The following is an 18518-nucleotide window of genomic DNA, read 5'->3' as shown; positions in this document are numbered from 1 at the left end:
AGCAGAGGAATCCCACGATGTTCGAGGCGGTCGAGGAACTCATCGGCGAGCACGCCGATCTGGAGAAGCGGCTGGCCGACCCCGCGGTCCACGCCGACCAGCGCGAGGCCAAGCGGCTCAACAAGCGCTACTTCGAACTGACCCCGATCATCGCGGCCTACCGCGAGTGGAAGCAGACCGGGGACGACATCGCCACGGCCCGCGAGCTGGCCGCCGACGACCCGGACTTCGCCGACGAGGTCAAGGAGCTGGAGGCGCACCGCGAGGCGCTGACCGACAGGCTCCGGCTGCTGCTCGTCCCGCGCGACCCCAGCGACGACAAGGACGTGATCCTGGAGGTCAAGGCGGGCGAGGGCGGCGAGGAGTCCGCGCTGTTCGCCGGCGACCTGCTGCGGATGTACCTGCGGTACGCCGAGCGGGTCGGCTGGAAGACCGAGATCCTGGACGCGAACGAGTCCGACCTCGGCGGCTACAAGGACGTCTCGGTCGCCGTGAAGACCAAGGGCGGCAACGGCGCGACCGAGCCCGGCCAGGGCGTGTGGGCCCGGCTGAAGTACGAGGGCGGGGTGCACCGCGTGCAGCGGGTCCCCGCCACCGAGTCCCAGGGCCGCATCCACACCTCCGCCGTCGGCGTGCTCGTCACCCCGGAGGCCGAGGAGGTCGAGGTCGAGATCAACCAGAACGACCTGCGGATCGACGTCTACCGTTCGTCCGGCCCCGGCGGCCAGTCGGTCAACACCACCGACTCGGCGGTGCGCATCACCCACCTGCCCACCGGCATCGTCGTCTCCTGCCAGAACGAGAAGAGCCAGCTCCAGAACAAGGAGCAGGCCCTGCGTATCCTGCGGTCGCGGCTGCTGGCGGCGGCGCAGGAGGAGGCCGAGCGGGAGGCGTCGGACGCGCGCCGCAGCCAGGTCCGCACGGTGGACCGCTCCGAGCGCATCCGCACCTACAACTTCCCGGAGAACCGCATCTCCGACCACCGTGTCGGCTTCAAGGCGTACAACTTGGACCAGGTGCTCGACGGCGAGCTCGACCCGGTGATCCAGGCGTGCGTGGACGCGGACTCCGCCGCCAAGCTCGCCGCCGCCCAGTAAGCACCCCCCCGCAAGCCCCCGCAGGGCCGCGTACACCCCCGTACGGGCCCTCGCGGACCCCACGAGCCCCGCCCGCCCCGCCGACGCGCGGAGCGGCAACCGCAAGCCCTGCCCGTACCGGCTGGAGGACCCCAGTGAACCTGCTGCTCGCCGAGGTGGCCCAGGCCACCCAGCGGCTGGCCGACGCAGGCGTGCCCTCACCGCGCTTCGACGCGGAGGAGCTCGCCGCACACGTGCACGGCGTCAAGCGGGGCGGACTGCACCTGGTCGCCGACGCCGACTTCGACGCCCGCTACTGGGAGGCGGTGGCCCGCCGCGAGGCCCGCGAACCGCTCCAGCACATCACCGGCCGGGCGTTCTTCCGCTACCTGGAGCTGCACGTCGGGCCCGGCGTGTTCGTGCCCCGCCCGGAGACGGAGTCCGTCGTGGGCTGGGCGATAGACGCGGTCCGGGCCATGGACGTGGTCGAACCGCTGATCGTCGACCTGTGCACCGGCTCCGGCGCCATCGCCCTCGCGCTCGCCCAGGAGGTGCCGCGCTCCCGCGTGCACGCCGTGGAGCTGTCGGACGAGGCGATGCGGTGGGCCCGCAAGAACGTCGAGGGGTCCCGCGTCGTTCTCCACCAGGGAGACGCGCTGACCGCGCTGCCCGAACTGGACGGCCAGGTCGACCTGGTCATCTCCAACCCGCCGTACATCCCGCTGACCGAGTGGGAGTACGTCGCCCCCGAAGCGCGCGACCACGACCCCGAGCTCGCGCTCTTCTCGGGTGAGGACGGCCTGGACACGATCCGGGGCATCGAGCGGACCGCACACCGCCTGCTGCGGCCCGGCGGCGTCGTCGTCATCGAGCACGCCGACACGCAGGGCGGCCAGGTTCCGTGGCTGTTCACCGAGGAGCGGGGCTGGGCCGACGCGGCCGACCACCCCGACCTCAACAACCGGCCGCGCTTCGCCACCGCGCGCAGGGCGACGCCATGACCCGGCGCGCGCTCCCGGCCCCGGCCCGGACGGCCGGCCCCGGGGAGAAGACATCCGTTCCGCACGAGGAGGTCCGTTAAATGGCACGGCGTTACGACTGCAGCGACGCGACCGACCGCGCGACCGGTCTGCGCGAGGCCGCGTCGGCCGTCCGCCGCGGCGAGCTGGTCGTGCTGCCGACCGACACCGTCTACGGCGTGGGCGCGGACGCGTTCAGCCCGCAGGCGGTCGGCGACCTGCTGGAGGCCAAGGGGCGCGGGCGCGGTATGCCCTCCCCGGTCCTCGTGGGCTCGCCGAACACGCTGCACGGGCTGGTCACGGACTTCACCGAGCAGGCGTGGGAACTGGTCGACGCCTTCTGGCCGGGCGCCCTCACCCTGGTCGCCCACCACCAGCCCTCGCTGACCTGGGACCTGGGCGAGACCCGCGGCACCGTCGCGGTCCGCATGCCGCTGCACCCGGTCGCCATCGAGCTGCTCACCGAGTTCGGCCCGATGGCCGTCTCCAGCGCCAACCTCACCGGGCACCCCTCCCCGCAGGACTGCGACGCCGCGCAGGAGATGCTCGGCGACTCCGTCTCCGTCTACCTGGACGGCGGCCCCACCCCCGCCGCCGTGCCCTCCTCGATCGTGGACGTCACCGGCCCCAAGCCGGTGCTGCTGCGCGCGGGCGCGATCAGCGCGGAGGAACTGCGCAAGGTCGTACCCGAGCTTGAGGTGGCCAATTGATGGCCCCCCTGGGGCGTGGCATAGCGGGAGCGGGCGACGACGGCCCGCGCACCTTCCGCATCCTCCACGTCAGCACCGGCAACGTCTGCCGCTCGCCCATCACCGAGCGGCTGCACCGCCACGCCCTTGACCTGCGGCTGGGCGCGGGCCGGGGCAGCGGGCTGGTCGTGGAGAGCGCCGGCACCTGGGGCCACGAAGGCGCGCCGATGGAGCCGCACGCGGCCACGGTGCTGGCCGACTACGGCGCCGACCCGGTCGGCTTCATCGGCCGGGAACTGCTGGACGAGCACGTCATCCGCGCCGACCTCGTGCTGACCGCGACCCGCGACCACCGCGCCCAGGTCATCTCCATGGGCCACTCCGCGGGTCTGCGCACCTTCACGCTCAAGGAGTTCAACCGGCTGGTGCGGGCGATAGACCCCGCCACGCTGCCCGAGCCGGACCCGTCGCTGCCCGACCACGGCCTGGTGGAGCGGGCGCGCGCCCTGGTCGGCGCCGCCGCCGCGCTGCGCGGCTGGCTGCTGGCGCCGAGCGCGGAGGCCGACGAGGTGCACGACCCGTACGGGGCCCCGATCACCTTCTTCCGCTCCATCGGGGACGAGATCAACCAGGCGCTCGATCCGGTCGTCACCGCGCTGACGGGCGTACCGGCGCGGGCGTAGGCGCCCGGGTCACGGACTCGGGCGCGCGAGCCGTTCGGTGGCCGCGCCTGCCATGGGGTGGCGTCGGGGCCCGTCGGCGTCCGCGTACCGCCCCTGCGTACGGCGCCCTCGCCCTCCGTACGGCGCCCGGCGATCCACGGCGCGCCGGAACGCGGTGACGGTCCTACATTGGGGAGGACGACACCGTACGAGGCCCGGAGCGCGCCATGCCCGCCACTACAGCGTCACCCCGGAGACGGCGTCGGCCCGCCTCCGGCCCGGGAGCCCCGCAGACGGCCCCCGATCCCGCCGGACCGCCCCCGGGCGCCCTGGAGACGGCCGCCTCCGACATTGCCGTCCCGGTCACGCCCCCGCCCGGCCCCGTGCCGCCAGCTTCCCCGAGCGGGCAGGAAGCGCGGGCCCGTACGCCGCTTCCGGCCCGCGACTGGTCCCCCGACCCGGCCGCGCTGGCCCGGCAGGACCCGGAGATCGCCGACGTGCTGCTGGCCGAGGCGGCCCGGCAGGGCGAGGGCCTGCAACTGGTCGCCGCGGAGAACTTCACCTCCCCCGCCGTGCTGGCGGCCCTCGGCTCGCCGCTGGCCAACAAGTACGCCGAGGGGTACCCGGGCGCCCGGCACCACGGCGGGTGCGAGGTGGTCGACCTCGCCGAACGCCTCGCCGTCGAGCGCGCCCGCGCGCTGTTCGGCGCGGAGCACGCCAACGTCCAGCCGCATTCCGGCTCGTCGGCGGTGCTGGCCGCCTACGCCGCGCTGCTGCGGCCCGGCGACACCGTGCTGGCCATGTCGCTCCCGCACGGCGGGCACCTCACCCACGGCTCGCGGGCCAACTTCTCCGGCCGCTGGTTCGACTTCGTCGGCTACGGCGTCGATCCGCGCACCGGACTGATCGACTACGCGCGGCTGCGCGACCTGGCGCACGCGCACCGGCCCAAGGCCATCGTCTGCGGCTCCATCTCCTACCCGAGGCACCCGGATTACGCCGCGTTCCGCGAGATCGCCGACGAGACCGGCGCGTGCCTGATCGTCGACGCCGCGCACCCCATCGGCCTGGTCGCCGGCGGCGCCGCGCCGAGCCCGGTGCCGTACGCGGACGTCGTGTGCGCCACCACGCACAAGGTGCTGCGCGGCCCGCGCGGCGGCATGATCCTGTGCGGCGCCGAGCTGGCCGAGCGGATCGACCGCGCCGTCTTCCCCTTCACGCAGGGCGGCGCCCAGATGAACACCGTCGCCGCGAAGGCCGTCGCCTTCGGGGAGGCCGCAACCCCGGCGTTCGCCGCGTACGCCCATCAGGTGACGTCCAACGCCCGCGTCCTGGCCCGGACGCTGGCTTCCCAGGGGCTCACCGTCACCACCGGCGGCACGGACACCCACCTGATCACCGCCGACCCGGCGCCGCTCGGGCTGGACGGGGCCACCGCCCGGCGGCGCTGCGCCGCGGCCGGTATCACCCTGGACACCTGCGCGCTGCCCGACGCGGGGGACTCCCCGGCGCGACGCACCGGCCTGCGGATGGGCACCGCCGCCATGACGACGCAGGGGATGACGGAGCCGGAGGCGGCGCGGGTCGGCGCGCTGATCGTCTCCGCGCTGCGCGAGGAGTCCGCCGCGCGGGCCGGAACCGCCGAGCTGGTGCGGTGTTTCCCGCCGTATCCGGCGCGCCGTGCCGTCCGGGGTCCCGATCACGGCTGACCCCTGCAACCATCCGGGGGAGCGGGGAGTCTGGGGAAGAGGGGAGGGACGAGGGGATGTCTTCCCCTGCGTTCACCGGCGAGGGGCGGACACGCATATGGTGTGTGGCTGTGATGGCCAGCGATACCAATGGGGCAGCCCGTGCGTGAATACCTGCTGACGTTGTGCGTCACGGCCGCGGTCGCTTACCTGCTGACCGGCCCGGTGCGGAAGTTCGCCATCGCGGCCGGCGCGATGCCGGAGATCCGCGCGCGTGACGTCCATCGCGAACCGACGCCGCGGCTGGGCGGCATCGCGATGTTCGGCGGACTGTGCGCGGGACTGCTGGTCGCCTCCCACCTCACCAACCTCAAGAGCGTCTTCGAGAACTCCGCGGAGCCCCGCGCGCTGCTCTCCGGCGCCGCGCTGATCTGGGTGCTCGGCGTCCTGGACGACAAGTGGGGCGTGGACGCGCTGGTCAAGCTCGGCGGGCAGATGATCGCCGCGGCCGTGATGGTCCTCCAGGGCCTGACGATCCTGTGGATCCCGATCCCCGGCGTCGGCAACGTCTCGCTCAGCCCCTGGCAGGGCACGCTGCTGACGGTGGCCCTGGTCGTCATCACCATCAACGCCGTCAACTTCGTGGACGGCCTGGACGGGCTCGCGTCCGGGATGGTGTGCATCGCCGCCGCCGCGTTCTTCATGTACACGTACCGCATGTGGTTCGGGTACGGCATCGAGGCCGCCGCCCCGGCGACGCTGTTCTCGGTCGTCCTGATGGGCATGTGCCTGGGCTTCCTGCCGCACAACATGCACCCCGCGCGGATCTTCATGGGCGACTCCGGCTCCATGCTCATCGGCCTGGTGCTGGCGGCCGGCGCGGTGTCGGTGACCGGGCAGGTCGACCCGGACCTGCTGAACCAGAAGGCGGGCGGTCTGCGGGAGGCCGTGCACGCGATGGTGCCGGTCTACATCCCGCTGCTGCTGCCGCTGACCGTCATCGCGGTGCCGATCGCGGACCTGGTGCTGGCGGTCGTCCGACGGACCTGGAACGGCCAGTCGCCGTTCGCCGCCGACCGCGGCCACCTGCACCACCGGCTGCTGGAGATCGGCCACTCGCACAGCCGGGCCGTCCTGATCATGTACTTCTGGTCCGCGCTGATCGCCTTCGGCGCCGTCGCGTACTCCGTCAACAACGCCAGCGTGTGGGTGGTGCTGCTGATCGTGCTGCTGAGCGCGATCGGGCTGGTGCTGCTCCTGCTGCCCCGGTTCCGGCCGCGGGCACCGCGCTGGGCGGAGTGGATGGTGCCGCCCCGCTACCGGCGCCGCCGCGTCACCCCCGCCGCGTCCGGGGCGGCGGAACGCGCGGAGGACGCCGGCGAGACGGGCGAGGACGCGGCGGTCCCCGAACCGGCCGGCGCGGGCGCGCCCGGCCGCGCGTCCGGGGCGGCGCGCGAACCGGTGCCGGCCGGGTTGCACGGCGCCACCGCCATCGGCGACCGCTCGCGCTTCCCGGCGCGGGGAGGCGCCGGCACCCACCGCTGAGCTCCTGTGCGTCGTGAACGGCCCGTCCGCCGAGGTGGACGGGCCGTTCTTGTACGAGGACCCGGTGCGGGGCGCGTGGGAAGGCGGCCGGTTCGGCGGCGTCGGCGCGGGGGTGCCGCAGAAGGCGCGCGAGGAGGCGGGGCGGGGCCGCGGGCGCCGCTCGTCCACGGGTGCGTACGCGGTGACCTCGTCCTTCGCCGGTCTTCCCGCCCGGGGCCGCGCGCCGCCGCGTACGGAAGACGCCGACCCCGTCCACCGCGCCGTCCGTCATCGACCGTTCCCCGCTGGCGCGGCCGGAGGGGATGACGGTCCTGGGAACGGCGGTCGGCGAGCGTCGGCGGCGGCGGTCAGGACGTGCGCTCGCGACCGTGACGGGGTGCTGCCGCCTCCTCCGAGGTGGCCGCGACCGGTCGTCGGGGCGCCGATTCGACCCGCTGGAGCCGGTATGAAAAATCGGAAAACGTGCGTCTATAGCAGGCGCGATGGGGGCCTCGCGCGCTCCGACGCGCGGGTTACTGCTCACGTGTGACGGGTAGCACACCAAGCAGGTAAAGACCTCATCAAATAGTTTGTGATACCGTTCACGAAAACCGGGGTTAGAGCCGAAGGTCCGTAGTGCGACGGCCTTGGCCCGAAGGTTCCTTCTCGGCCCGGGTCTACGCTCGTCCCTGACGACCCCGCCCCCACCGTTTGCCGGAGCGCCGCCATGCAGTCAAATGACGCCCGACTTCTCCTCCATGCCGCCGTACCCGCCCTTGCCGTCGGCGCGATCGCCGTCGTCGTGAGCGCCGTGGTCGCGGGTGGGCACGGAGCGGTCGGAGCGCTGGTCGGTACGGCGCTGGTCGTGCTGATGATGGGCTCCGGCGTGGTGATCCTGCAGCGCACCGCGAAGTACCTGCCGCACCTGTTCCAGATGATGGGTTTGCTGCTGTACGCCGTGCAGGTCCTCCTCGTCGGGATCTTCCTGCTGGTCTTCAAGGACACGACGCTCTTCGATCTCAAGGCGTTCGCCTTCACGCTGCTCGCGACCATCCTGGTGTGGATCGGTGCGCAGGCCCGGCACTACATGAAGGCAAAGATTCTGTATGTGGAGGCGGACTCCGCCGCGCAGAAGAAGGCGGAGACGGCGGGGTCCCCGACGTGACCCGTAGGGCCGGGATAAAAGCCCGCGTCAGGGCCTGCTATCGTCCGGTGCCAACTGCGGCACAGTCGGCTGAGCTCCCGAGTTCCACTGAGTGGAACGGGCCGTGCTCTCATCCGACGCCTGTGATTCGACCCGGCCCCGAGCCGACCCGCCGCCCCCCAATCCGTAAGACCAGTCCAGTGCCGCTCCGTGGCTCAACGCCGCGCCGACACAACGAGGTTGCCGAACCCATGCGCCACGCTGAAGGAGCTCGCGGTGAGTGCTGAAACGATGCTCGCCTTCGAGATGGATTGCCACATCTTCTCGGGATGCGGCTTCGAAGCCCCGGGCCTTCATTCGTTCGTCTTCGAGCCCCTTTTCTCCATCGGGAGCTTCAACTTCAACAAGCCGATGCTGCTGGCGCTGCTCAGCACGGTCGTTGTCGTGGTGTTCTTCTGGGCGGCCTTCGGCCGCGCCAAGGTGGTGCCGGGCAAGCTCCAGATGGTCGCCGAGGCGGGTTACGACTTCGTGCGCCGCGGGCTCGTGTACGACGCGCTGGGCAAGAAGGAGGGCGAGAAATACGTCCCCTTCATGGTGTCGCTGTTCTTCTTCGTCTGGATCATGAACATCTGGTCGATCATTCCGGTCGCCCAGTTCCCGGTGACGTCGGTGATCGCGTTCCCGGTCGGCCTGGCCCTGGTGGTCTACTTCCTCTGGCTGTCCCTGACGTTCAAGAAGCACGGCTTCGTCGGCGGTCTGAAGAACATCACGGGCTATGACAAGTCGCTCGGCTGGGTCCTGCCCGTGATCATGGTGCTTGAGCTGCTCCAGCACCTGATCATCCGGCCGTTCACGCACGCGGTGCGTCTCTTCGCGAACATGTTCGCGGGTCACCTGCTCATCCTGATGTTCACCATCGCGAGCTGGTACATGCTGAACGGCATCGGGTTCGTCTACGCGGGCGCCTCCTTCGTGATGGCCATCGTCATGACCGCGTTCGAGGTCTTCATCCAGGCCGTCCAGGCGTACGTCTTCGTCCTCCTGGCCTGCAACTACGTTCAGGGCGCGCTCGCCGAGAACCACTGAGCGCACCCCTCCACCAGCCCCGTTAAACGTCCGGTGGCCAACCCCCATCGGTCCGTGAAAGAGAAGGAAGTAACGGCATGTCCGCTGCTCTCGAACTGCTGAACCTCGCCGCCCCGGGTGACACCGCCAAGACCACGCTGGTCGGTAACGTCGCCTCCATCGGTTACGGCCTGGCCGCGATCGGCCCCGGCGTCGGCGTCGGCATCATCTTCGGTAACGGCACCCAGGCCCTGGCCCGTCAGCCCGAGGCTGCCGGCCTGATCCGTACCAACCAGATCATGGGTTTCGCCTTCTGTGAGGCGCTCGCCCTCATCGGCATCGTCATGGGCTTCGTTTACAAGTAAACGAACCACATCGACCAACCCTTTTAGACGGAAGGCACGGATGTGAACGCCCTGGTAACCATGGCGTCGGACGTGGAGGTTCCCGAGAACCCCCTGTTCCCGCCGATCCCAGAGCTGGTCATCGGCCTGATCGCCTTCTTCATCGTCTTCGGTTTCCTCGCCAAGAAGCTCCTCCCGAACATCAACAAGGTTCTGGACGAGCGGCGCGAGGCCATCGAGGGCGGCATGGAGAAGGCCGATGCCGCCCTGGCCGAAGCCCAGCAGGTCCTGGAGGACTACCGGGCCCAGCTCGCCGATGCCCGCCACGAGGCGGCGCGGCTGCGCCAGGAGGCGCAGGAGCAGGGTGCCGCCCTCATCGCCGAGATGCGGGCCGAGGGCCAGCGGCAGCGCGAGGAGATCATCGCCGCCGGCCACGCCCAGATCGAGGCGGACCGCAAGCAGGCCGCGCAGTCGCTGCGCCAGGACGTGGGCAAGCTCGCCACCGACCTGGCCGGCAAGCTCGTCGGCGAGTCCCTTGAGGACCACGCCCGGCAGAGCCGGACCATCGACCGCTTCCTCGACGAGCTTGAGGCCAAGGCGGCGTCCGGTGCGACGAAGGCCGAGGCCGGACGATGAACGGAGCGAGCCGCGAGGCACTGGCCTCCGCGCGCGAGCGCCTCGACGCGCTGACGGACAACGTGGCCGTCGACGCGGCGAAGCTCGCCGAGGAGCTGGCTGCCGTCACCGCTCTGCTCGACCGCGAGGTGTCGCTGCGTCGGGTCCTGACCGACCCGGCGCAGGCCGGCGAGGCCAAGGCCGAGCTGGCCGGGCGCCTGCTGGCCGGCCAGGTCGGCGGCGAGGCCGTGGACCTGGTCTCCGGCATGGTCCGCTCCCGCTGGTCGCGCGCCCGCGACCTGGTGGACGCGATCGAGGAGCTGGCGTACGGCGCCGACCTGGTCGCCGCCGAGCGGGCCGGGTCGCTGGACGACGTCGAGGACGAGCTGTTCCGCTTCGGCCGGATCGTCTCCTCGTCCACCGACCTGCGCGCCGCGCTGACCGACCGCAGGGCGGGCACGCCGGCCAAGACGGAGCTGCTGCGCTCGCTGCTGGGCGGCCGGGCCAACCCGGTCACCGAGCGGCTGGTGGTGCGCCTTGTCGCGCAGCCGCGGGGCCGTAGCCTGGAAGCGGGGCTGGACGCCCTGTCCAAGCTGGCCGCGGACCGCCGCAACCGGCTGGTCGCGGTGGTCGTCTCGGCGGTGCCGATGAGCGACGGGCAGAAGCAGCGCCTCGGCGCCGCGCTGGCCACGATGTACGGACGGCAGGTCCACCTGAACCTCGACGTGGACCCCGAGGTCCTCGGCGGCGTCCAGGTGCGGATCGGCGACGAGGTCATCAACGGCACCATCTCCGAGCGCCTCGAAGAGGCGTCGCGGCGGATGGCCGGCTGACCCACCCACCAACTCAAAAGCTGCGCATCCGGCGGACGACGGCGGACCAGCCGGCCGGACCGAGTGTCCGGCTGGGGGCCGCGCCGGCCCGGCGGAGCACACAGCACAAGCATCACGGCGGCCCGAGTTGGGCCGTAGCGGCAATCACCGGGGAGCCCCCCGGGCACCCGCAAGTAACTTCGGGCCCAACAAGGAGAGCAGGGAACCCAGATGGCGGAGCTCACGATCCGGCCGGAGGAGATCCGGGACGCGCTGGAGAACTTCGTCCAGGCGTACAAGCCGGACGCGGCCTCGCGCGAGGAGGTCGGGACGGTCAGCGAGGCCGGTGACGGCATCGCGAAGGTCGAGGGTCTGCCCTCGGCGATGGCGAACGAGCTGCTGAAGTTCGAGGACGGCACCCTCGGCCTCGCGCTGAACCTCGAAGAGCGCGAGATCGGTGCGATCGTCCTCGGCGAGTTCGGCGGCATCGAGGAAGGCCAGCCGGTGCGCCGCACCGGTGAGGTGCTCTCGGTCCCCGTGGGCGAGGGCTACCTCGGCCGCGTCGTCGACCCGCTGGGCAACCCGGTCGACGGCCTCGGCGAGATCGAGTCCGAGGGCCGCCGCGCCCTGGAGCTGCAGGCTCCCGGCGTCATGGTCCGCAAGTCCGTGCACGAGCCGATGCAGACCGGCTACAAGGCCGTCGACTCGATGGTGCCGATCGGCCGCGGCCAGCGTCAGCTGATCATCGGTGACCGCCAGACCGGCAAGACCGCCCTGGCCGTCGACACGATCATCAACCAGCGCGACAACTGGCGTTCCGGCGACCCGAAGAAGCAGGTCCGCTGCATCTACGTCGCCATCGGCCAGAAGGGCTCCACCATCGCGTCCGTGCGCGGCGCGCTGGAGGAGGCGGGTGCCCTGGAGTACACGACGATCGTCGCGGCCCCGGCGTCCGACCCGGCCGGCTTCAAGTACCTGGCCCCCTACACCGGCTCGGCCATCGGCCAGCACTGGATGTACCAGGGCAAGCACGTCCTCATCGTCTTCGACGACCTGTCCAAGCAGGCCGACGCCTACCGCGCCGTGTCCCTGCTGCTGCGCCGTCCGCCGGGCCGCGAGGCCTACCCGGGCGACGTCTTCTACCTGCACTCCCGCCTGCTGGAGCGCTGCGCGAAGCTGTCGGACGAGCTGGGCGCCGGCTCGATGACGGGTCTGCCGATCGTCGAGACCAAGGCGAACGACGTGTCGGCGTTCATCCCGACCAACGTCATCTCCATCACCGACGGCCAGTGCTTCCTGGAGTCCGACCTGTTCAACGCGGGCCAGCGCCCGGCGCTGAACGTCGGTATCTCCGTCTCCCGCGTCGGTGGCTCCGCCCAGCACAAGGCCATGCGGCAGGTCTCCGGCCGGCTCCGTGTGGACCTGGCCCAGTACCGCGAGCTGGAGGCGTTCGCCGCCTTCGGTTCCGACCTGGACGCGGCCTCCAAGGCGCAGCTGGAGCGCGGCAAGCGGATGACCGAGCTGCTCAAGCAGGGTCAGTACGCGCCGTACCCGGTCGAGGAGCAGGTCGTCTCCATCTGGGCCGGCACCAACGGCAAGATGGACGACGTCCCGGTCGAGGACATCCGCCGCTTCGAGCGGGAGCTCCTGGACTACATGAACCGGGAGAAGAAGGAGCTGCTCAACAGCATCCTTGAGGGCGCCAAGATGTCCGACGACACCATCCAGGCCATCGACGAGTCCGTCACCTCCTTCAAGCAGCAGTTCGAGACCTCGGACGGCAAGCTGCTCGGCGAGGACGCCCCGGTCAGCACGAGCAAGTGACGACGGAAGGGACCTGATCCATGGGAGCCAAGCTCCGGGTCTACAAGCGTCGCATCCGCTCCGTCACCGCGACCAAGAAGATCACCAAGGCGATGGAGATGATCGCCGCCTCGCGCATCGTCAAGGCGCAGCGCCAGGTGGCGGCGTCCACGCCGTACGCGAGTGAGCTGACCCGCGCGGTGACGGCGGTGGCGACCGGCTCGAACACGCAGCACCCGCTGACCACCGAGGTGGCGAAGCCGACCCGCGCCGCGGTCCTGCTCATCACGAGCGACCGCGGTCTGGCCGGCGGCTACTCCTCCAACGCCATCAAGGCCGCGGAGCGGCTCACCGAGCGGCTGCGCGGCGAGGGCAAGGAGGTCGACAGCTACATCGTCGGCCGCAAGGGTGTGTCGTACTACGCCTTCCGTGAGCGCAAGGTCACGGAGTCGTGGACCGGCTTCACCGACAGCCCGACGTACGCGGACGCCAAGGCGATCGCCGGACCGCTGATCGCGGCGGTCCAGAAGGACACGGCCGAGGGCGGCGTGGACGAGCTCCACATCGTCTTCACCGAGTTCGTCTCGATGCTGACGCAGACGCCGATCGAGGACCGGCTGCTGCCGCTCAGCCTCGGCAAGGACGCGGCGGAGGGGACGGGCAAGGGCGAGATCCTGCCCCTGTTCGACTTCGAGCCGTCGGCGGAGGACGTCCTGGACGCCCTGCTGCCGCGGTACGTCGAGTCGCGCATCTACAACGCGCTGCTCCAGGCCGCCGCCTCCAAGCACGCCGCCACCCGGCGCGCGATGAAGTCGGCGACGGACAACGCGGAGGAGCTCATCAAGTCGCTCTCGCGGCTTGCCAACGCGGCCCGCCAGGCCGAAATCACCCAGGAAATCAGCGAGATCGTCGGTGGCGCCAGCGCCCTGGCCGACGCGACCGCGGGGAGTGACTGACAACTATGACCACCACTGTTGAGCCGACCGCCGCGGTCGGCGTGGCCGCCGGCCGCGTCTCGCGGGTCATCGGCCCGGTCGTCGACGTGGAGTTCCCCGTCGACGCGATGCCGGACATCTACAACGCGCTGCACGTCGAGGTCGACGACCCGGCCGAGGAGGGCAAGCGCAAGACGCTGACCCTTGAGGTCGCGCAGCACCTGGGCGAGGGCCTGGTCCGCGCCATCTCCATGCAGCCCACCGACGGCCTGGTCCGCCAGGCCCCGGTGACCGACACCGGCGCGGGCATCACCGTTCCGGTCGGCGACGTCACCAAGGGCAAGGTGTTCAACACCCTGGGCGAGGTCCTGAACGTGGACCCGTCCACGGTCGAGGTCTCCGAGCGCTGGGCGATCCACCGCAAGGCCCCGTCCTTCGACCAGCTTGAGTCGAAGACCGAGATGTTCGAGACCGGCGTCAAGGTCATCGACCTGCTGACCCCGTACGTCAAGGGCGGCAAGATCGGTCTGTTCGGTGGTGCGGGCGTCGGCAAGACCGTCCTCATCCAGGAAATGATCTACCGCGTGGCCAACAACCACGACGGTGTGTCGGTGTTCGCCGGTGTCGGCGAGCGCACCCGTGAGGGCAACGACCTCATCGAGGAGATGACCGACTCCGGCGTCATCGACAAGACCGCGCTGGTCTTCGGCCAGATGGACGAGCCGCCGGGGACGCGTCTGCGCGTCGCGCTGGCCGGTCTGACCATGGCGGAGTACTTCCGCGATGTGCAGAAGCAGGACGTGCTCTTCTTCATCGACAACATCTTCCGGTACACCCAGGCCGGCTCCGAGGTGTCCACCCTGCTGGGCCGCATGCCCTCCGCGGTGGGTTACCAGCCGAACCTGGCGGACGAGATGGGTCTCCTCCAGGAGCGCATCACCTCGACCCGCGGTCACTCGATCACCTCGATGCAGGCGATCTACGTCCCCGCGGACGACCTGACCGACCCGGCGCCGGCGACCACCTTCGCCCACCTGGACGCGACCACCGTTCTGTCGCGCCCGATCTCGGAGAAGGGCATCTACCCGGCGGTGGACCCGCTGGACTCGACGTCCCGCATCCTGGACCCGCGCTACATCGCGGAGGACCACTACAACTGCGCCATGCGCGTCAAGGGGATCCTCCAGAAGTACAAGGACCTCCAGGACATCATCGCCATTCTGGGTATCGACGAGCTCGGCGAGGAGGACAAGCTCACCGTCCACCGCGCCCGCCGCATCGAGCGCTTCCTGTCGCAGAACACCCACGTGGCGAAGCAGTTCACCGGCGTCGACGGCTCGGACGTGCCGCTGGACGAGTCCATCGCCGCGTTCAACGCCATCGCGGACGGTGACTTCGACCACTTCCCCGAGCAGGCGTTCTTCATGTGCGGTGGCCTGGAGGACCTCAAGGCCAACGCCAAGGAGCTGGGCGTCTCCTGACCCCCGTGCTCGCGTTCCGGGGGCGGCCGGTGGCCGCCCCCGGTCCCCGCGCCCACTAGTATTTGACCCAACATCTGCCGCACCAGGCAGGTGGAGACCCGAGGAGCCATCGTGGCTGAGCTGCACGTCGAGTTGGTCGCCGCGGACCGGCAGGTCTGGTCCGGGACGGCCAGCCTTGTCGTCGCGCGCACCTCGTCGGGCGACATCGGCGTCATGCCCGGACACCAGCCGCTGCTCGGCGTGCTGGAGTCGGGCCCGGTGACGATTCGTACGACCGGTGAGAGCGGGGACGGCACCGTCGTCGCCGCGGTGCACGGCGGCTTCATCTCGTTCGCCGACAACAAGCTGTCGCTGCTCGCGGAGATCGCCGAGTTGTCCGACGAGATCGATGTCCAGCGCGCGGAGCGGGCCCTGGAGCGGGCGAAGGCGGAGGCGGACGCCGCCGCCGAGCGCCGCGCCGACGTCCGGCTGCGCGCGGTGGCGGGCGTGCACTGACGCCCACCACCGACGAGGCACGTCCCTCAGCCGCGGGTCGCCCGGAATCCTCCGGGGCGGTCCGCGGCTGAGGCAATGCAGGTGCGTTTTTCCGTCCGGGGGCTGCCCCCGTCGAGGCGAGGAGGTCGGTGGAGATGGTCCTCGCTCTGCTGGTGAGCGGTGTGGTCGTCGTCCTGGTACTGCTGGGACTCTTCGTCTTCGGGCTGCGGCGGCGGCTCATCCAGCGGTCCGGCGGGACGTTCGACTGCAGCCTGCGCTGGAACGTGCCCGACCAGGAGACCGACCCCACCGGCAAGGGCTGGGTCTACGGGGTCGCCCGCTACAGCGGTGACCGGATCGAATGGTTCCGCGTCTTCTCGTACGCGCCCCGCCCCCGCCGCCTGCTGGAACGCTCCGCCATCGAGGTGCTGGAGCGGCGCACCCCGCAGGGCGAGGAGGAACTCGCCCTGCTCTCCGACGCGATCGTGCTCGCCTGCGGCCACCGCGGCACCCGCCTGGAACTGGCGATGAGCGAGGACGCCCTGACCGGGTTCCTGGCGTGGCTGGAGGCGGCGCCGCCGGGGCAGAGGGTGAATGTGGCGTGAGGGTTTTCGCCTGAGTGTTGTCCGGTGACGGCTTCCCTGGATTGAGGTCCGGGGGAGCCGTTGTCGTGTGTGTGGGGTGGCTCGGTGGGGGTGTTCGTAGGGGCGTGGGGCGTGAGGCGTGGTCCGGCCGGTCCGGGGGACCGAAGCCGGAGGGCCGTACGGCGGGGATCGCCGTACGGCCCCTTTGTGTGTCTTGTGTGTCGTGCGGAAGCGGGGCTCGTCCGTACTGCGGGCGGGTGGTACTCGTCCGCGTCGTTGGCGGGATGGGTGCTCGTCCGCACTCGTCCGCACCCTGGACGGAGCGGTCCTCGGACGGAGCTGTGTCCGCAAACGCCGGAGGCCGGAGAGACGGGGGCGACGCCGTCTCTCCGGCCGGGCCCTTGGCGCGGCGCCGGACGGGGCGCCGGCCGCGGGGGTGGGGGAGCTGGGGGGTGAGCCGGGGCTCGGGGGTTACTTCAGACCGGTGTCGATCGCGGTCATCAGCTCGCCGTTGGTGGTGTCACCGCTGAACTCCCAGAAGAACGCGCCACCCAGGCCCTGCTTCTTGGCGTAGTCCATCTTGCCGATGATGGTGGCCGGGGTGTCGTAGCTCCACCAGTTGGTGCCGCAGTGGGCGTAGGCGGTGCCGGCGATGGTGCCGTTGGAGGGGCAGCTGGCCTTGAGGATCTTGTAGTCCTCGATGCCGGCCTCGTACTTGCCCGGCGCGGCGCCGGTCGCGCTGCCGCCCGGGGTGGACTGGGTCACGCCGGTCCAGCCGCGGCCGTAGAAGCCGATGCCTATCAGCAGCTTCTTGGCGGGCACGCCCTTGCTCTTGAGCTTGTTCAGGGCGTCGTCGGTGCTGAAGCCCTGCTGGGGGATGCCGGGGTAGGAGTACAGCGGGGAGTGCGGGGCGGTCGGGCCCTGCTTGTCCCAGGCGCCGAAGAAGTCGTAGGTCATGACGTTGTACCAGTCGAGGTACTGCGCCGCGCCGCCGTAGTCGGCCTTGTCGAGCTTGCCGCCGGTCGAGCCGTCGGCGGTGATGGCGGCGGTGACCAGGTTCTTCGAACCGAACTTGGCGCGCATGGCCTCCATCATCTTGCGGAAGGCGTCCGGGCCGCTGGTGTCGCAGGTCAGACCGCAGGCGTTGGGGTACTCCCAGTCCAGGTCGATGCCGTCGAAGACGTCGGCCCAGCGCGGGTCCTCGACCAGGTCGTAGCAGGACTGCGCGAAGGCGGCCGGGTTCTTCACCGCGTCACCGAAGCCGCCGGACCAGGTCCAGCCGCCGAAGGACCACAGGATCTTGATGTGCGGGTACTTCGCCTTCAGCTTCTTGAGCTGGTTGAAGTTGCCGCGCAGCGGCTGGTCCCAGGTGTCGGCGACGCCGTCCACACTCTGGTCGGCGGTGTAGGCCTTGTCGGTCGCCGCGTAGGCGTCGCCCATGGTGCACTTGCCGCCCTGGACGTTGCCGAACGAGTAGTTGATGTGCGTCAGCTTGCTCGCGGAGCCGGACGTCACCAGGTTCTTGACGTGGTAGTTCCGGTCGTAGACGCCCCACTCGGTGAAGTAGCCGAGCTTGACCTTGTCGCCGACGGGCGGCTCGCCGCCGTCGCCGCCGGTGGTGCGCACGGCCGTGACGGGGCTCGGCGCGCCGAGCTGGTCGGCGGTGTCGCGGGCGCGCACGGTGTACGAGTAGTCGGTGCCCTTGGTCAGGCCGCTGTCGGTGTACGAGAGCTTCTCGACGGTGGCGACGGTGGTGCCGTTGCGCTGCACGTCGTAGTTCTTGACGCCCTTGTCGTCGGTGGCGGCGGACCAGGTGAGCTTCACCGAGGTGTCGGTGATGTCGCTGGCGACCGGCTTGCCGGGGGCGGACGGCGGGGTGTCGGTGGGCTGGGTGCCGCCGTCACACGAGCCGCCGTTGAGCTTGCAGCCGTTGGGCGCGCCGCCGCCGGTGCCGTTGAACCCGAAGCTGACGCTGGCGCCGGGGGCGAGCGTGCCGTTCCAGCTGAGGTTCTTGGCGGTGTAGTGGCCGTTGGAACCGCTCAGGGAGGCGTTCCAGGCGGAGCCGGCGGTGGTGCCGGAGGGGAAGTCCCACTCGACGGTCCAGCTGTTGAGGGTGGTGGAGCCGGTGTTCTTCACCGTCCACTTGCCTTCGAAGCCGGTGCCCCAGTCGGAGACCTTGGTGTAGGTGGCGGTGGCCGATTCGGCGGCGTGCGCCGTGGTGGCCGTGCTGAGGCCGACGAGAGCGGTGGCGGGGAGGAGGAGGGCGGTGAACGCCGCTCTGACTCTGCGCCGTGGTCGGGTGGTGCGGGGAGAGCTTCCGGTTCTCAAGGGTGCTCCTCGATTGGGGGCGGAAGAAACAAGGAGGTTGAGATCTGCGCCGCCCGGCGAGCGCTGTGGGGAACGCTCACCGCAATGTGAAGGGAGAGTAAAAAGGTCCAGACCATAGGTCAAGAGGTCTGGACCAAAGTGGAGAACGCGTGGGCGTGGTTGCCGGGGCCGCTTTCAGAGCGTTGTGCCTGGTGGGAGCGGGGAGTTCTTGACGTGTTACGGCCATTGGAACGGCTGCCTCGGCCTCCCGGGGGATCGCCCTGCCCGCAGCGCGC

General features: G+C 70.7%; 17 protein-coding genes. 16 read left to right on the top strand and 1 reads right to left on the bottom strand.

What is annotated here, in order from left to right; translation table 11 throughout:
* The first annotated feature begins 17 nt into the window (after positions 1-17).
* From prfA to ABZX96_RS10855, 16 genes are all read left to right on the top strand, one after another.
* The gene (gene prfA, locus ABZX96_RS10930) at positions 18-1097 is read left to right on the top strand and encodes a peptide chain release factor 1 (protein ID WP_355541322.1); all 1080 of its coding nucleotides are present in this window, start codon (positions 18-20) and stop codon (positions 1095-1097) included.
* A gap of 134 nt (positions 1098-1231) precedes the next feature.
* Positions 1232-2077 carry a peptide chain release factor N(5)-glutamine methyltransferase gene (prmC, locus tag ABZX96_RS10925; RefSeq protein ID WP_355541319.1) on the top strand — a complete coding sequence of 282 codons (846 nt, stop codon included), beginning with the start codon at positions 1232-1234 and terminating at the stop codon, positions 2075-2077.
* A gap of 80 nt (positions 2078-2157) precedes the next feature.
* Positions 2158-2805, top strand: a complete 648-nt coding sequence (locus ABZX96_RS10920) for an L-threonylcarbamoyladenylate synthase (RefSeq protein ID WP_355541316.1) — start codon at positions 2158-2160, stop codon at positions 2803-2805.
* Complete coding sequence (locus ABZX96_RS10915) at positions 2805-3467, top strand: protein-tyrosine-phosphatase (RefSeq protein ID WP_355541313.1); 663 nt, start codon at positions 2805-2807, stop codon at positions 3465-3467. The genes ABZX96_RS10920 and ABZX96_RS10915 overlap by 1 nt, the downstream gene beginning before the upstream one ends.
* A gap of 446 nt (positions 3468-3913) precedes the next feature.
* On the top strand, positions 3914-5155 hold the full coding sequence (gene glyA, locus ABZX96_RS10910) for a serine hydroxymethyltransferase (RefSeq protein ID WP_355541388.1): 1242 nt from the start codon (positions 3914-3916) through the stop codon (positions 5153-5155).
* 129 nt (positions 5156-5284) lie between these two features.
* A complete protein-coding gene (locus tag ABZX96_RS10905) occupies positions 5285-6679 on the top strand; it encodes an MraY family glycosyltransferase (RefSeq protein WP_355541310.1) in 1395 nt (464 codons plus the stop codon).
* A gap of 706 nt (positions 6680-7385) precedes the next feature.
* On the top strand, positions 7386-7823 hold the full coding sequence (locus ABZX96_RS10900) for a hypothetical protein (RefSeq protein WP_355541307.1): 438 nt from the start codon (positions 7386-7388) through the stop codon (positions 7821-7823).
* A gap of 270 nt (positions 7824-8093) precedes the next feature.
* The gene (gene atpB / locus ABZX96_RS10895) at positions 8094-8888 is read left to right on the top strand and encodes a F0F1 ATP synthase subunit A (RefSeq protein WP_355541385.1); all 795 of its coding nucleotides are present in this window, start codon (positions 8094-8096) and stop codon (positions 8886-8888) included.
* A 77-nt stretch (positions 8889-8965) separates the two neighbouring features.
* Positions 8966-9232, top strand: a complete 267-nt coding sequence (gene atpE / locus ABZX96_RS10890; protein ID WP_355541304.1) for an ATP synthase F0 subunit C — start codon at positions 8966-8968, stop codon at positions 9230-9232.
* Between the two features lie 42 nt (positions 9233-9274).
* Entirely contained in the window at positions 9275-9847 is a 573-nt protein-coding gene (locus ABZX96_RS10885) for a F0F1 ATP synthase subunit B (RefSeq protein WP_355541301.1), read from the top strand.
* Positions 9844-10659: a F0F1 ATP synthase subunit delta gene (locus tag ABZX96_RS10880; protein WP_355541298.1), complete on the top strand. Its 816-nt coding sequence runs from the start codon at positions 9844-9846 to the stop codon at positions 10657-10659. The genes ABZX96_RS10885 and ABZX96_RS10880 overlap by 4 nt, the downstream gene beginning before the upstream one ends.
* Before the next feature lie 210 nt (positions 10660-10869).
* Entirely contained in the window at positions 10870-12462 is a 1593-nt protein-coding gene (gene atpA / locus ABZX96_RS10875; RefSeq protein WP_355541295.1) for a F0F1 ATP synthase subunit alpha, read from the top strand.
* A 20-nt stretch (positions 12463-12482) separates the two neighbouring features.
* A complete protein-coding gene (locus ABZX96_RS10870; RefSeq protein WP_355541292.1) occupies positions 12483-13397 on the top strand; it encodes a F0F1 ATP synthase subunit gamma in 915 nt (304 codons plus the stop codon).
* A gap of 5 nt (positions 13398-13402) precedes the next feature.
* On the top strand, positions 13403-14857 hold the full coding sequence (gene atpD, locus ABZX96_RS10865) for a F0F1 ATP synthase subunit beta (RefSeq protein WP_355541289.1): 1455 nt from the start codon (positions 13403-13405) through the stop codon (positions 14855-14857).
* 111 nt (positions 14858-14968) lie between these two features.
* Positions 14969-15352, top strand: coding sequence for a F0F1 ATP synthase subunit epsilon (locus ABZX96_RS10860; RefSeq protein WP_355541286.1), 384 nt, complete (start codon positions 14969-14971; stop codon positions 15350-15352).
* Between the two features lie 134 nt (positions 15353-15486).
* Complete coding sequence (locus ABZX96_RS10855) at positions 15487-15936, top strand: DUF2550 domain-containing protein (protein ID WP_355541283.1); 450 nt, start codon at positions 15487-15489, stop codon at positions 15934-15936.
* Positions 15937-16386: 450 nt separating this feature from the next.
* Here ABZX96_RS10855 and ABZX96_RS10850 read toward each other — a convergent pair whose 3' ends face one another.
* Positions 16387-18243, bottom strand: coding sequence for a glycoside hydrolase family 18 chitinase (locus ABZX96_RS10850; protein WP_355541280.1), 1857 nt, complete (start codon positions 18241-18243; stop codon positions 16387-16389).
* Positions 18244-18518 lie beyond the last annotated feature (275 nt).

It is taken from the genome of Streptomyces sp. NPDC003077, from assembly GCF_040611095.1.
Taxonomy (GTDB): domain Bacteria; phylum Actinomycetota; class Actinomycetes; order Streptomycetales; family Streptomycetaceae; genus Streptomyces.
This window is presented reverse-complemented; position numbering and strand designations above follow the sequence as displayed.